Annotated in this window: 6 protein-coding genes, 1 tRNA gene and 2 rRNA genes; 1 reads left to right on the top strand and 8 read right to left on the bottom strand. The window is 67.9% G+C overall.

Features of this window, described 5'->3' with window-relative positions; genetic code table 11:
• Window positions 1-78: 78 nt before the first annotated feature.
• The 4 genes from BLU79_RS43785 to BLU79_RS43770 all read right to left on the bottom strand — a co-directional run bounded on the left by BLU79_RS43785 (window position 79) and on the right by BLU79_RS43770 (window position 10,497).
• Window positions 79-915, bottom strand: coding sequence for a helix-turn-helix domain-containing protein (locus BLU79_RS43785; RefSeq protein WP_093911635.1), 837 nt, complete (start codon window positions 913-915; stop codon window positions 79-81).
• A 279-nt stretch (window positions 916-1,194) separates the two neighbouring features.
• A complete protein-coding gene (locus BLU79_RS43780) occupies window positions 1,195-3,936 on the bottom strand; it encodes a DNA translocase FtsK (protein ID WP_256333712.1) in 2,742 nt (913 codons plus the stop codon).
• A gap of 161 nt (window positions 3,937-4,097) precedes the next feature.
• Window positions 4,098-4,778 carry a response regulator gene (locus BLU79_RS43775; RefSeq protein ID WP_093911633.1) on the bottom strand — a complete coding sequence of 227 codons (681 nt, stop codon included), beginning with the start codon at window positions 4,776-4,778 and terminating at the stop codon, window positions 4,098-4,100.
• 244 nt (window positions 4,779-5,022) lie between these two features.
• Window positions 5,023-10,497, bottom strand: coding sequence for a HAMP domain-containing protein (locus BLU79_RS43770; RefSeq protein ID WP_093911632.1), 5,475 nt, complete (start codon window positions 10,495-10,497; stop codon window positions 5,023-5,025).
• 378 nt (window positions 10,498-10,875) lie between these two features.
• Between BLU79_RS43770 and BLU79_RS43760 the strand changes: the two genes are divergently transcribed.
• Window positions 10,876-13,626 (top strand): SpoIIE family protein phosphatase, encoded by a 2,751-nt coding sequence (locus BLU79_RS43760; protein WP_093911631.1) that lies wholly within the window; start codon window positions 10,876-10,878, stop codon window positions 13,624-13,626.
• Between the two features lie 61 nt (window positions 13,627-13,687).
• On the opposite strand, the gene BLU79_RS43755 is transcribed toward BLU79_RS43760, so the two are convergent.
• The 4 genes from BLU79_RS43755 to BLU79_RS43740 form a co-directional block, all read right to left on the bottom strand.
• A tRNA-Thr gene (locus BLU79_RS43755) sits at window positions 13,688-13,763 on the bottom strand.
• A 77-nt stretch (window positions 13,764-13,840) separates the two neighbouring features.
• A complete protein-coding gene (locus tag BLU79_RS43750; protein ID WP_093911630.1) occupies window positions 13,841-14,503 on the bottom strand; it encodes a DegT/DnrJ/EryC1/StrS family aminotransferase in 663 nt (220 codons plus the stop codon).
• A 114-nt stretch (window positions 14,504-14,617) separates the two neighbouring features.
• A 5S ribosomal RNA gene (rrf, locus tag BLU79_RS43745) occupies window positions 14,618-14,734 on the bottom strand.
• 94 nt (window positions 14,735-14,828) lie between these two features.
• Window positions 14,829-14,945: ribosomal RNA gene (locus BLU79_RS43740) — 23S ribosomal RNA — on the bottom strand; the annotation flags it as partial.

Below are 14,945 nucleotides of genomic sequence, written 5' to 3'. Positions count from 1 at the left end.
TGTCTCACTGACAGCCCACGTCGACGGGGTTGGCCGATCTTGGCCAACCCCGTCCCCAGCTCACCCCTTCAGCCGGTCTTATCCGGCCTGCGGGTCGCCCTTGGTGTACGTGAGGCGCTCCACGGCGCCCGGCTGCCAGTCGTCCTCGATCTTCTTGCCGTTGACGTAGAGGTCGATCGCGCCCGCGTCACCGAGGACGAGGTTGATCTCCTCGCTGTCCTGGAAGGTCTTGGAGTCACCCTGCTTGAGCAGGTCATCGAAGAGGAGCCGGCCGTTGTGGTCCTTGACACCGACCCAGCTCCTTCCGTCGACGGCGCTGACCTTGACGGTCACCTTGTCCTGGGGGACGGCCGCGATGGCGCTGTCCGACGGCTCCGGATCGGGGTCCTTGGGCTTGTCGGTCTTCGGCGTGGGCGAGGTCTTGTCCGCCGTGGGCGTCGAGCCGCCCTCGGCCACCGCCGACTTGCCGCCCCCGTCGTCGCCCTTGAACGCGGTGAACCCGACGAACCCGATCACCGCGACGATCGCGGCGACCATGGCCGCGGTCCAGTTCGGCCCTCGCCGCTCGGGACGGATGCGCTCCGCCTCGAACAGCGGGGCAGCCGGCGTCGGCGCCGGTCGTCCGCCGTGCGAGGCGTCGTACTGGGCGAGAAGCGGGGCCGGATCGAGGTGGACGGCCTTGGCCAGGGTCCGGATGTGGCCTCGGGCGTACACGTCGCCCCCGCAGGGAGCGAAGTTGTCCGTCTCGATGGCCTGCACGATGGCGATACGGACCCGGGTGGCGCTACTGACGTCGTCGACGGTCAACCCGGCGTCGATACGTGCCTGCCGCAGGGCATGGCCGATCGAGGGGCGGGCTTCGTCGGACACGTCTTCGAACGGACGCTCGTCTTCAGGGGAGTTGCCGATGGACACGGGGGCGCCTTTCGAGCGTTTAAGCCACCTGTGCTGGAGGTTCAGTCTAGGGGGGGTACGAAAGGGTGGGGCAACCGGGCGGTGGGACTTTATACGCCATCAGAATGGCCGGACACGCTGATGGTGGGCTACGAGGTTGTCGCTTCGCTCAACTTGACGTACGTCGACGGGAAACGGTTGCTCAATGATCCCTTACGGGTGAGTCACGATCGGACATCGGCCCGTCAGCCACCCGTCCGCAAGGCGACCATCGTGTCCCGTTTCCGCCCCGGACTCCCCTTAAGCCTCCCCGCGGATCACTGCAAGCACTCCGTCCAGCTCATCAGGTTTCACAAGAACGTCACGAGCCTTGGAGCCCTCGCTGGGCCCGACGACGCCGCGCGACTCCATGAGGTCCATCAGCCGCCCGGCCTTGGCGAACCCGACGCGCAGCTTGCGCTGGAGCATGGACGTCGACCCGAACTGCGTCGAGACCACCAGTTCGGCCGCCTGGCACAGCAGGTCGAGGTCGTCGCCGATCTCCTCGTCGATCTCCTTCTTCTGCTTGGTACCCACGGTGACGTCGTCCCGGAAGACGGGCGCCATCTGGTCCTTGCAGTGCTGGACGACGACCGCGACCTCCTCCTCGGTCACGAACGCGCCCTGCATACGCGTGGGCTTGTTGGCGCCCATCGGCAGGAACAGCCCGTCGCCCTTGCCGATCAGCTTCTCGGCACCGGGCTGGTCGAGGATGACGCGCGAGTCCGCGAGCGACGAGGTGGCGAACGCGAGCCTTGAGGGGACGTTCGCCTTGATGAGACCGGTGACGACGTCGACCGACGGCCGCTGCGTGGCGAGCACCAGGTGAATGCCGGCCGCGCGCGCGAGCTGCGTGATGCGCACGATCGAGTCCTCGACGTCGCGCGGGGCAACCATCATCAGGTCGGCGAGCTCGTCGACGATCACGAGCAGATACGGATAGGGCTGCAGCACCCGCTCGCTGCCTTCGGGCGCCTTCACCTTTCCGTTGCGCACGGCCTCGTTGAAGTCGTCGATGTGCCGGTATCCGTACGCCGCCAGGTCGTCGTACCGAAGATCCATCTCTCGTACGACCCACTGGAGCGCCTCGGCGGCCCGCTTCGGGTTGGTGATGATCGGCGTGATCAGGTGCGGGATGCCCTCGTACGCGGTCAGCTCGACGCGCTTGGGGTCGACCAGCACCATCCGGACGTCCTCCGGGGTCGCCCGCATCATGACCGAAGTGATCAAGCAGTTAATGCACGACGACTTACCGGAACCGGTCGCACCGGCAACCAGCACATGCGGCATCTTCGCGATGTTGGCCATCACATAGCCGCCCTCGACGTCCTTGCCGAGCGCCACCAGCATCGGATGGTCGTCCTCGGCGGCGGCCGCGAGGCGCAGTACGTCACCGAGGTTGACCATCTCGCGGTCGGTGTTCGGGATCTCGATGCCGACCGCGGACTTGCCGGGGATCGGGCTGATGATCCGGACGTCCGGGCTGGCGACGGCGTACGCGATGTTCTTGGTCAGTGCGGTGATCCGCTCGACCTTCACGGCGGGACCGAGCTCGACCTCGTAGCGCGTGACCGTCGGCCCGCGCGTGAAGCCGGTGACGCGGGCGTCGACCTTGAACTCGGAGAAGACGGTGGTGAGCGACTCGACGACGGCGTCGTTGGCGGCGCTGCGCGACTTGCCCGGGCCGCCCCGCTCCAGGAGGTCGAGCGACGGCAGCGAGTAGGTGATGTCGCCGGACAGCTGAAGCTGTTCCGCGCGCGGAGGCAGATCGCGCATCTCGTCGGGCGCGGACTTGGTGAGATCCGGAACCTCGGACTTGGTGAGATCCGGTACGTCGGTCTTGGGGAGCTTCTCCTGCTTGGGCCGCGCGGCCGGGACCGGCGTCGGCACCGGGGTGGTCTCCGCGCGGTCGCCGACGGTCACGCCCTGGGTGAGGTCGGCGACGATCGGCGAGGGCGGCATCCCGTGCAGGACAGCGCCGTCGAGCGCGGCGGCGGCCGCCGCGGCGACGTCCACAGCGTCCATGGGACGGTCCATCTCGGGCTGCGGCACCGCGGAGCGCCTCGGGCGGCCACGACGCCGCGAGAGGGCCTCCTGCTCGGCACCGTCGGGGTCGTACGCCTCGCGCGCCGGACCCCGCTTGCGGCCCCGCGCCGCGGGGAGCGACTCGCGCCACTGGTCGTCGTAGCGCTGGTCGTCCTCGCTGAACTCGTCGTCCTCGTCGGGGTCGGGCAGGACACCGAGCTTCACGCCCAACTGCCGCAGCCGCTGCGGGATGGCGTTGACGGGCGTGGCCGTGACCACCAGCAGGCCGAAGATCGTGAGCAGCACGAGCAGCGGCACGGCGAGGACCTCGCCCATGGTGTACGTCAGCGGAGTCGCCGCACCCCAGCCGATCAGCCCGCCGGCGTCCCTTATGGCCTGCATGCCGTCGCTGCGGGCGGGCGAGCCGACGGCGAGGTGGACCTGGCCGAGCACGCCGATGACGAGCGCGGACAGGCCGATGACGATACGACCGTTGGCCTCGGGCTTCTCCGGGTGCCGGATGAACCGTACGGCGATGACCGCGAGCAGGATCGGCACGAGCAGGTCGAGCCGGCCGAAGGCGCCGGTCACGATGATCTCGACGAGGTCACCGACGGGACCGCGCAGGTTGGACCAGGTGCCGGCGGCGACGATCAGCCCGAGGCCGAGGAGCAACAGCGCGATGCCGTCCTTGCGATGGGCGGGGTCGAGGTTCTTCGCGCCCTGCCCTATGCCGCGGAACACCGCGCCGACAGCATGGGCGAGCCCGAGCCAGACGGCACGCACGAGCCGGTAGATGCCCCCGGTCGGGTTCGGCGCCGGCTTGGGTGCGGGCGCGGCTTTCTTCGCCGCGGCCTTCTTGGCCGGCGCCTTCTTGGCGGGGGCTTTCTTGGCGGCGGCCTTCTTCGCCGGAGCCTTCGCGGAAGCGGCCGCCTTCTTCGCGGGCGGCTTCTTGGCTGCGGAGGAACGTGAGGCCATGGAGGTGAGGTTACCGGTGGAGAAGGCAGTGGACACGTGTGCCCACTGCTTCACCCGTTCGTGTCGCACTTGCGGAGGCGGCGAACTGACGCCCGTTCACGGACCCGTCACACACAGGACGATTCGGCGCCGCTCACCCGCCAACCGGCGCCATCGCGACGTCAGTTCTGCGAGGACACCGAGGATGTGCTCCCGGTGCCCGGCTCCAGCGCGTCCAGTGCCCGTCGCAGTCCGGTGAGTTTGCGTTCGAGATGGGCCGCGGTGGCCACCGCGGCAGCGTCCGCCGACTCGTCGTCCAGCTGCTTGGAGAGCGCCTCGGCCTGCTCCTCGACCGCGGCCAGCCGGGCCGACAGCTCGGCGAGCAGGCCCGCCGGCTCCTTCGAGTCGGCGCCCGTGGTCTTGCCGCCGCCCTCCAACTGGAGCCGCAGCAGCGCCGCCTGCTCGCGCAGCTGGCAGTTCTTCATGTACAGCTCGACGAACACGGAGACCTTCGCCCGCAGCACCCACGGGTCGAACGGCTTGGAGATGTAGTCCACCGCGCCCGCCGCGTAGCCACGGAAGGTGTGGTGCGGGCCATGGTTGATCGCGGTGAGGAAGATGATCGGGATGTCCCTGGTCCGTTCCCGCCGCTTGATGTGCGCGGCGGTTTCGAAACCGTCCATTCCCGGCATCTGAACGTCCAGCAGAATGACCGCGAAGTCGTCCGTCAGAAGTGCCTTGAGCGCTTCCTCCCCGGACGATGCCCGCACCAGGGTCTGATCGAGCGCAGAGAGGATCGCCTCCAGCGCCAGCAGATTCTCCGGCCGGTCATCGACCAGGAGGATCTTGGCCTTCTGCACCATGGCCCGCCCTCCTCGCCCCGGCAGTGCACCGGGCTCCGCCCCAGGGGACGGCTCCCTTACGCCGCCCGCCCTCGTGCCGGTCATGGTAGCCGCACCCCGCCTGTCGCCACACCCTGTCACCGCGATGTCACTGTGCACGTAGCAGAAACGCAGCAGGAGACCAGAAGGTTCCCCGAATACCGCACTTCTACACGGCTACGAGCACACTGAGTCAGCAACTCCGTGTGAACACTGTTGGTTCCTGTCACTGGTCCCTCATCCACTGATCCATCACCGTCAGCAGATGATCGGGATCGACCGGCTTCGTCACGTAATCGGAAGCGCCCGACTCGATCGCCTTCTCCCGGTCGCCCTTCATCGCCTTGGCGGTCAGCGCGATGATCGGGAGCCCGGCGAACTGCGGCATCCTGCGGATCGCCGTGGTCGTCGCGTACCCGTCCATCTCGGGCATCATGATGTCCATCAGGACGACCGCCACGTCGTCGTGCTGCTCCAGGACCTCGATGCCCTCACGGCCGTTCTCGGCGTACAGCACGGACAGGCCGTGCTGCTCCAGGACGCTGGTCAGTGCGAAGACGTTGCGGATGTCGTCGTCGACGATGAGCACCTTCTCGCCGCCGAAGCGGACGCCCCGCATCGACTGCGGCACGGCGTTCTGCTCCGTCGCCGACCACTGCTCCTGCTGCGCGGGCCGCTGCACCAGCTCGTGCGCCGCCCTGCGGCGGCGCCTGAAGAGCGCGGCTGCGCCGTTCTGTGTCTCGCGGTACGACCTCACCTCGGCCGGCGTCTCGATCTCCACGTCGGCCAGCTCCGCGAGGTCGGCCGCGGAGGCCACCAGGTCACCCGCGTCGAGGGGCGGCAACTGCTGCTGATAGCCGTGCGGGGGCAGTTCGCTGGGATGCAGCGGCAAATACAGCGTGAACGTCGAGCCGCGTCCCGGCTCGCTCTGCGCATGGATCTCACCGCCGAGCAGCTGCGCGATCTCCCGCGAGATGGACAGCCCCAGCCCCGTACCGCCGTACTTGCGGCTGGTCGTGCCGTCCGCCTGCTTGAAGGCCTCGAAGATCACCCGCATCTTGCTGGCCGCGATCCCGATGCCGGTGTCGGTCACGGAGAACGCGATCAGCGGCGCGTCCGCCTCGGTCAGCGACCCCGCCTCCAGCAGCTGCTCCCGGATCTTCTGCGGTACGTCCATCCCGGCGGGCCGGATGACCAGCTCGACCGAGCCGGAGTCGGTGAACTTCACCGCGTTGGACAGCAGGTTGCGCAGCACCTGGAGCAGCCGCTGCTCGTCGGTGTGCAGCGTGGCCGGCAGCTCCGGTGAGACCCTTACGGACAGGTCCAGGCCCTTCTCCGCGGTCAGCGGACGGAAAGTGGCCTCCACGTAGTCGACGAGCTGGACGAGCGCGATACGCGTCGGGGAGACGTCCATCTTGCCCGCCTCGACCTTGGACAGGTCGAGGATGTCGTTGATCAGCTGGAGCAGGTCGGAGCCGGCGCCGTGGATGGTCTCGGCGAACTCAACCTGCTTCGGGGAGAGGTTGCCCTCGGCGTTGTCGGCGAGCAGCTTGGCCAGGATCAGCAGCGAGTTGAGCGGCGTACGCAGCTCGTGCGACATGTTGGCGAGGAACTCGCTCTTGTAGCGCATGGAGACCGCGAGTTGCTCGGCACGCTCCTCCAGGACCTGCCGCGCCTCCTCGATCTCGGTGTTCTTCACCTCGATGTCGCGGTTCTGCTGGGCCAGCAGCTCGGCCTTCTCCTCCAGTTCGGCGTTGGACGCCTGGAGGGCCTTCTGCCGGTTCTCCAACTCGGCCGAGCGCTCACGCAGTTGCTCGGTCAGCTTCTGCGACTGCTTCAGCAGCACCTCGGTCTTGGTGTTGACCGAGATGGTGTTGACGCTGGTCGCGATCATCTCGGCGATCTGGTTGAGGAAATCCTTCTGGATCTGCGTGAAGGGGGTGAAGGAAGCCAGTTCGATGACGCCGAGCACCTTGCCCTCGAACAGCACCGGAAGGACGATCACTTGCGCGGGAGGCGCCTCGCCGAGCCCGGAGGAGATCTTCAGATAGCCGCTGGGCGCGTTCTCCACGAGGATCGTGCGCTTCTCCTCGGCGGCCGTACCGATGAGCGCCTCACCCGGCCGGAAGGACGTCGGCATGGAACCCATCGAGTAGCCGTACGACCCGAGCATCCGCAGCTCGTACTGGTCGTCGTTCTCGGCCGCCAGGTCCTTGCCGTCGAGGAGCGGCATGGCGACGAAGAATGCGCCGTGCTGCGCGGTCACCACCGGCGTCAGTTCGCTCATGATCAGCGAGGCCACGTCCTGCATGTCGCGGCGGCCCTGCATCAGCGCGGAGATGCGGGCGAGGTTGCCCTTGAGCCAGTCCTGCTCCTTGTTGGCGATCGTGGTGTCGCGCAGGTTGGCGATCATCTTGTTGATGTAGTCCTGCAGTTCCTGGATCTCGCCGGACGCGTCCACGTCGATCTTCAGGTTCAGGTCACCGCGGGTCACCGCGGTCGCCACGCGCGCGATGGCACGCACCTGCCGGGTGAGGTTCCCGGCCATCTCGTTCACGGACTCGGTGAGGTCGCGCCAGGTGCCGTCCACGTCACGCACGCGTGCCTGACCGCCGAGCTGGCCCTCCGTACCCACCTCGCGGGCGACTCGGGTGACCTCCTCGGCGAAGCTGGACAGCTGGTCGACCATCGTGTTGATCGTCGTCTTGAGCTCGAGGATCTCGCCGCGAGCATCAATGTCGATCTTCTTGGTCAGGTCACCCTTGGCGATGGCCGTGGTGACCATGGCGATGTTGCGGACCTGACCGGTCAGGTTGGACGCCATCTGGTTCACGGACTCGGTGAGGTCCTTCCACGTACCGGCCACACCCGGCACATGCGCCTGACCACCGAGGATCCCGTCCGTGCCCACCTCACGGGCCACCTTGGTGACCTGGTCGGCGAACGAACTCAGCGTCTTCACCATGGTGTTGAAGGTGTCGGCGAGCTGCGCGACCTCGCCGCGCGCCTCGATGGTCACCGTCCGGGTCAGGTCGCCGTTGGCGACGGCCGCGGCAACCTGGGAGATGTTGCGCACCTGCATGGTCAGGTTCTTGGCCATCAGGTTGACGTTGCCGCTGAGGTCCTTCCAGATGCCCGTGATGCCGGGCACGTGCGCCTGGCCGCCCAGGATGCCCTCGGTGCCCACCTCGCGGGCCACCCGGGTCACCTGCTCGGCGAAGCTGGACAGCTGGTCGACCATCGTGTTGACGGTCGTGACGAGCTCGAGGATCTCGCCCTTCGCATCGACGGTGATCTTCTTGGACAGGTCGCCCTTGGCGACCGCGGTGGTGACCTCGGCGATCTGACGCACCTGGATGGTCAGGTTGTTCGCCATGAAGTTCACGGACTGGGTGAGGTCCTTCCAAGTGCCGGAGACACCCTGCACCTCGGCCTGTCCGCCGAGCTGACCCTCCGTACCCACCTCGCGGGCGACCCTGGTGACCTCCTCCGCGAACGACGACAGCTGGTCCACCATCGTGTTGAGCGTGTTCTTCAGCTCCAGGATCTCGCCGCGCGCATCCACGGTGATCTTCTGCGACAGGTCACCGCGAGCCACCGCGGTGGCGACCTGCGCGATGTTGCGCACCTGGGCCGTAAGGTTTCCTGCCATTCCGTTCACGGAGTCGGTCAGGTCCCGCCACACACCGGCCACGCCGGGCACCTGCGCCTGACCGCCGAGGCGGCCCTCGGTGCCCACCTCGCGGGCCACCCGGGTCACCTGGTCTGCGAAGCCGGAGAGCTGGTCGACCATCGTGTTGATGGTGTTCTTCAGCTCCAGGATCTCGCCGCGCGCATCGACGTCGATCTTCTGCGACAGGTCACCGCGAGCCACCGCAGTGGTGACCTGCGCGATGTTGCGCACCTGGGCCGTAAGGTTTCCTGCCATTCCGTTGACGGAATCGGTGAGTTCCTTCCACGTACCGGCCACGCCCGGTACGACGGCCTGACCGCCCAGTCGGCCCTCCGTACCCACGTCCCGGGCCATGCGCGTGACCTGGTCGGCGAAGGACGACAGCTGGTCCACCATCGTGTTCACGGTGTTCTTCAGCTGGAGCATCTCACCGGAGACGTCCACGGTGACCTTCTGCGACAGGTCACCGTTGGCCACCGCCGTCGTCACCTGGGCGATGTTCCTCACCTGTCCGGTGAGGTTCCGGAACGCCGTGTTGACGGAGTCCGTCAGGTCCTTCCACGTCCCCGCGGCTCCCGGCACCTGCGCCTGTCCGCCGAGCTCACCCTCGACACCGACCTCACGCGCCACACGCGTGACCTCGGCACCGAAGGACGACAGCTGGTCGACCATGCCGTTGACGGTGTTCTTCAACTCGAGCATCTCGCCGGCCACATCGACGGTGACCTTCTGCGACAGGTCACCGTTGGCCACCGCCGTCGTCACCGCCGCGATGTCCCGCACCTGAATGGTCAGGTTCCGGAACACGGTGTTGACGGAATCCGTGAGGTCCTTCCACGTCCCCGCCGCACCCGGCACGTTCGCCTGACCGCCCAGCCGCCCTTCGGCGCCGACCTCGTTGGCCACGCGTGTGACCTCGTCCGCGAAGATCCGCAGCGTCTCGGTCATCTGGTTGATCGTGTCCGCGAGCTGGGCGACCTCGCCGCGCGCCGACACGGTCACCTTCTGCGACAGATCACCGTTGGCCACCGCGGTCGTCACCTGGGCGATTCCGCGCACCTGGGCGGTCAGGTTGCCGGCCATGAGGTTCACCGAATCGGTGAGGTCCTTCCACACACCGGCCACACCCGGCACCTGCGCCTGCCCGCCGAGCTCACCCTCGGTGCCCACCTCACGGGCGACTCGGGTCACCTCGGAGGAGAAGGACGACAGCTGGTCCACCATCGTGTTGACGGTGTTCTTCAGCTCCAGCATCTCGCCGGCCACATGAACCGTGACCTTCCGGGACAAGTCACCCTTGGCGACCGCCGTGGTCACCAGCGCGATGTCCCGCACCTGGGCCGTCAGGCGGTACGCCATCGTGTTGACGGAATCCGTGAGGTCCTTCCACGAACCCGACATGCCACGCACGCGTGCCTGCCCGCCGAGCTTGCCCTCGGTGCCCACCTCGCTGGCCACACGCGTGACCTCGTCGGTGAACGTGGACAACTGATCGACAAGGTTGTTTACAGTCCGTCCGACCTTGAGGAACTCACCCCGCAGGGGATGCCCGGTCCCGTCCGACGCCTGCGTCCGCAGCTCCATCCGCGGCGACAGATCACCCTCGGCCACCGCGGACAGCACCCGGCCGACCTCGGAGACGGGCCGTACGAGGTCGTCGACCAGGGCGTTGGAGTTGTCGACGGCGGCCGCCCAGGAGCCCTCACAGGCGCCCGTCTCCAGCCGCTCGGTGAGCTTGCCCTCACGCCCGACCATGCGCCGCACCCGCGCCAGCTCACCCGTCAGGTGGAGATTGCGGTCGGCCACCTCGTTGAAGACCGCGGCGATCTCGGACATCACGCCGTCGCCGGACACCGTGAGCCGTTTCCGGAAGTTCCCGTCACGCATCGACACCAGCGCCGCCAGCAGCCGGTTCAGGGCAGCCGTATCCACCGCGGTGGTCCCGCCACGTGTCTTGCGCTCGTTCCTCAGGGACTGTCCGCCTTTCGCGCGCGTCTTAGTGCCCCGCGTCGCTGCGCCAGACTCCACTGTGTCCCTCCCGCAGGGGTCGACCGTTACTGCTGTGCTTGGCTCGTACTTCTGCGCGTACCCGTTACTGCTGGGTATTCCTGCCGGATATACCAGGCCACACCACGTGCTGCTGCCCGCGGTACGCGAATGACACTCAGCCTGCCCGGACCTTCACAAGAAGCTTGCCCAGTGTTTCACCCCGGCTGAACCCGGCCATAACAGTTCGGCAGCTTCGCACATCGTCCGCACACCCTCCGGACGGAAACACTGCAGACCGGCATCCGCACGGACGGCGAAGGTAAGTAACCTTGCATGCGGCTGTCCAGCCTCGCCGGTCCCGTCCGGCCTGGGCGGTGGCAGGAGGAGCACGAGCGGGCATCGGAGGGGCAGCCGGACATGACCACCGGACTGATCCCGGGGGGACCATCCCCGGACCGGCCGACGGGCACGCAGGTGCCGCACCAGCGGCGCGACCCTGTCGGCCACGAAGCCCTGCACGTCGACAACCGGACGAGGAGTTCTGTGATCACCGCGCGCGCGGCAGCCAGCTTCGATCCCGTCGGGCGATCGGTCGCGAGCGCCCGCTCCTTCGTCCGCGACACACTCCAGGGGTGGGGCTTCGCCGACATCGTCGACGACGCCGTAGTCCTCACCAGTGAATTGGTGACCAACGCCGTCGTGCACGCGGGCACATCCGCGGACGTCCTGTGTCTGCGCAGTGACGACGGTGTACGGATCGAGGTGGCCGACCGGTATCCGGAGCGCGAGATCCCCCTCCAGGGCTCGCCCGTCAACATGGGCAGTCCCGACCGCGAGGGCGGCCGCGGCCTCCAGCTGTGCGCGGCCCTGGCCGGCCGCTGGGGCGTCGAGTACACGCCGACCCACAAACAGGTCTGGTTCCAACTCGATCTTCCCGAACGCCCGGTGGGCACCCGCGCCGCAGGCCCGTCCCTGCCCTCCGACCTCCTCCCCCTCGCCGACGGCCGCGTCCGTGTCGCCGTGGTCCAGATCGACCGCAAGGGCGCCGTCTCGTCCTGGAACGAGGACGCGGAGGACCTCTTCGGCTATGCGGCCGAGCAGGTCACCGGCAAGCCCCTGACCGACCTCGCGGCCTGGCCGCACACACCGGGCACCAGCACCGGCATCGCGGAGGCGCTCCAGCTCTCCCGCTGGGAGGGCAGTTACGGCATCAGGGGCGCCAACGGCCGCGTCACACCGGTGTACGCCTCGCACCTGCGCGTCCGCGACACGGGCGGCGAACCGTCCACGGTCTGCCTCCTGGTCCGCGACCACGAACGCGCCGTCCTGCAGACGCCGTTGCGCGTCCCGGCCTCCGACACCACCACGACCGGCGAGGCCCAGAGCACCGACCCCTTCGAGGTGTTCATCGGTTCCCCGGCCCCGGACGACCTCGACGGCCTCCTCCAGCGCACGGTGGAGCGCGCCCGCGACATGCTCGACGGCGACTCCGCGTTCCTGCTCCTGGCGACCGACGACGAAACCGAGTTGGAGGTCCGCGCCTCCACCGGCCTGCCCTCCGCACGCCAGCGCTTCGCGCGCGTGCCCGTCGAAGCGGGCCCCGGCCGCTACGGCTCGGCCCGCATGCCGTCGGTCCACGAGGACCTCACCATGGTCCCCGGCGCCGTGCCCCTGCTGAGCGGCACCGGCATGCGCTCGGTCGTCACCGTCCCCCTGAAGGTCGAGGGCCGCCTCACCGGCTCCCTCGGTGTCGCCGCCGAGGCGCCCAACAGATACTCCAACGAAGAGGCGCTGCGCCTCCAGTTCGCCGCCGACCGCATCGCGCTGGCCGTGGAGTCGGCTCGTCTGGGTGAACTGGAGCGACTGCGCCGAGGCTCGCTCAGCTTCCTCGTCGAGGCATCCGACCTGCTCGCCGGCACCCTGGACCGCGACCAGACCCTGGCTCTGATGGCCCAGATGACGGTCCCGACCCTGGCGACTTGGTGCGCGGTCTACACGATCGCCGACCAGGCCTCGGAGCCGTATCTGTCCTACGTCCTGCACGAGGACGAGGAACTCATCGACGGCATCAAGTCGTTGCTGTCGAAGATCGCGCCGCCGGACCCGGTCCCCACCCCCGGCGCCCGCGTCTGGTCGGCTCCCGCCCAGTCGGCCCACCAGGCGGCCCTGCGCACCTCCATGCGCAGCCTGGGCCTGGGCGAGCCGATCGGCCGCATCAGCGCGGGCATCGGCCCCACCCTCGCCACGGCATCCGCCGTGGGCGGCGAGACGGTCGTACTGCCGCTGGTGGCCCGCAATCGAGTCATCGGCATGTTGACGCTCGGCAAGCCGACCGACGAACACTTCCGCCAGGAAATCCTGGAGTTGGCGGAAGACCTCTCCCGAAGGGCCGCCCTGGCCCTGGACAACGCCCGCCTCTATTCCGAGCGCACAGCCATCAGCCAGTCCCTCCAGCGCAGCCTCCTGCCGCCCGAGCTCCCCGAGATCGACGGCGTCGAGGTCGAGGTCATCTACCGCGCGGCCGGCGAAGGCAACGAGGTCGGCGGCGACTTCTACGACCTCTTCCCGATCAGCGACGGCGCCTACGGCTTCGCCATCGGCGACGTCTGCGGTACGGGCCCGAACGCGGCAGCGGTGACGGGCCTCGCCCGGCACGCACTCCGGCTCCTGGCCCGCGAGGGCCTCAGCGGCCCGGCGGTACTGGAGCGCCTGAACTCGGCGATCCTCGACGAGGGCGCCCGCAGCCGCTTCCTGACGCTCCTCTACGGCGAGTTGAGGCCACAGGAGGACGGCAGCGCCGAACTGAAGGTGGTCTGCGCCGGCCACCCGCTCCCGCTCCGCCTGCGCCAGGACGGCACGGTCGAACCGGCCGCCGAGCCTCAGCCGCTCCTCGGTGTCATGGACGACTTGGAGCTCTACGAGCAGACGGTCACCCTCGACCCGGGCGACGTCCTCCTGTGCGTCACGGACGGCGTGACCGAACGCCGCGAAGGCAGCCGCATGCTGGGCGACGACGGCCTCACCGACGTCCTCACCACCTGCACGGGCCTGACGGCCGGCGCGGTGGCGGCCCGCATCATGCGCGCCGTCGAACGCTTCGCCTCGGACGCACCATCGGACGACATGGCGATCCTGGCCATGCGCGTCCCGGGCATCCACAAGGACTGAGGGCGGAATCGGCAGAAGGGCATGAGAAAGGCCCCGCCCATCTGGGCGGGGCCTTTCTGCGTGGAGCCCCCAAACGGAATCGAACCGTTGACCTTCTCCTTACCATGGAGACGCTCTACCGACTGAGCTATAGGGGCCTGCTGCCCTTTGCGAAGTTTCCCTCGCGGCAACGGAATAGATCATACCCCGAACACACCCGCGCTCCAAAACCAGCTCAGAAGGCGGGCTGGAGCAGTCCTCCGAGCGCGTTGCAGGCGGACACGATCCGCTGCATGTCCCGCTTGGTCAGAGCGGCGTCAACAGGCAGAGCCAACGTTTCATCAGCGGCCCGCTCGGTCTCCGGCAGGGCCACACACCGCCGGAATTCAGGCAGCCGATGCACAGGTGTCTTCACCGGCACCCGGCACTCAACACCCCTGGCCCGCACGGCCCGAGCAAAAGCGTCGCGATCCGGCCGCCCGTTCCCCGGCACGCGCACGACGTATTGCTGGTAGGTGTGCCCGTCACCACCATCGGGCGTGAGTACGCCCTTCAACTTCGCGTCCAGATACGAGGCCCGCTGTCGGCGCTGAGCGATCTCGTCGTACGGAGCCTCGGACTCACCCTGTTCCAACACCAACAGCCCATGACGCTGCCCGATCTCGTGCAACCGTGCGATATCGGCCGACCGACCGAAGCGGTGTACGGCGACGACGGCCGCCGTCCGCGGGGTGACAGCCGCCTCGACGGCGCCCGCGTCCAGGCAATAGGTCAGCGGGTCTATGTCGGCGAACACCGGTAGAGCCCCGGCCAGGATCACGGCTTCGGCGACTTCGACGTTCCCGAAGGCCGGTACGACAACCTCGTCACCGACTCCGACGCCGGCGGCCCTGAGCATTGCAGCAGTACCCATACGAGGGATGTTGGTTGCGCAACGTGAACTTCAGGTGACGCACAACAAAAAAGGGTTGGACCCGGAACCAAAGTTCCGGGTCCAACCCTATTAAAAGGAGTTCGGCGGCGTCCTACTCTCCCACAGGGTCCCCCCTGCAGTACCATCGGCGCTGTAAGGCTTAGCTTCCGGGTTCGGAATGTAACCGGGCGTTTCCCTCACGCTATAACCACCGAAACACTATGAAACTGTCAAACAAAGCCACACCGCTGCTGTGACTACAGCGGGGCCGTTCGTGGTTTCAGAACCAACACAGTGGACGCGAGCAACTGAGGACAAGCCCTCGGCCTATTAGTACCGGTCACCTCCACACATTACTGTGCTTCCAGATCCGGCCTATCAACCCAGTCGTCTACTGGGAGCCTTACCCCATCAAGTGGGTGGGAGT

The sequence above is a fragment of the Streptomyces sp. cf386 genome (assembly GCF_900103585.1).
Lineage (GTDB): Bacteria > Actinomycetota > Actinomycetes > Streptomycetales > Streptomycetaceae > Streptomyces.
This window is presented reverse-complemented; position numbering and strand designations above follow the sequence as displayed.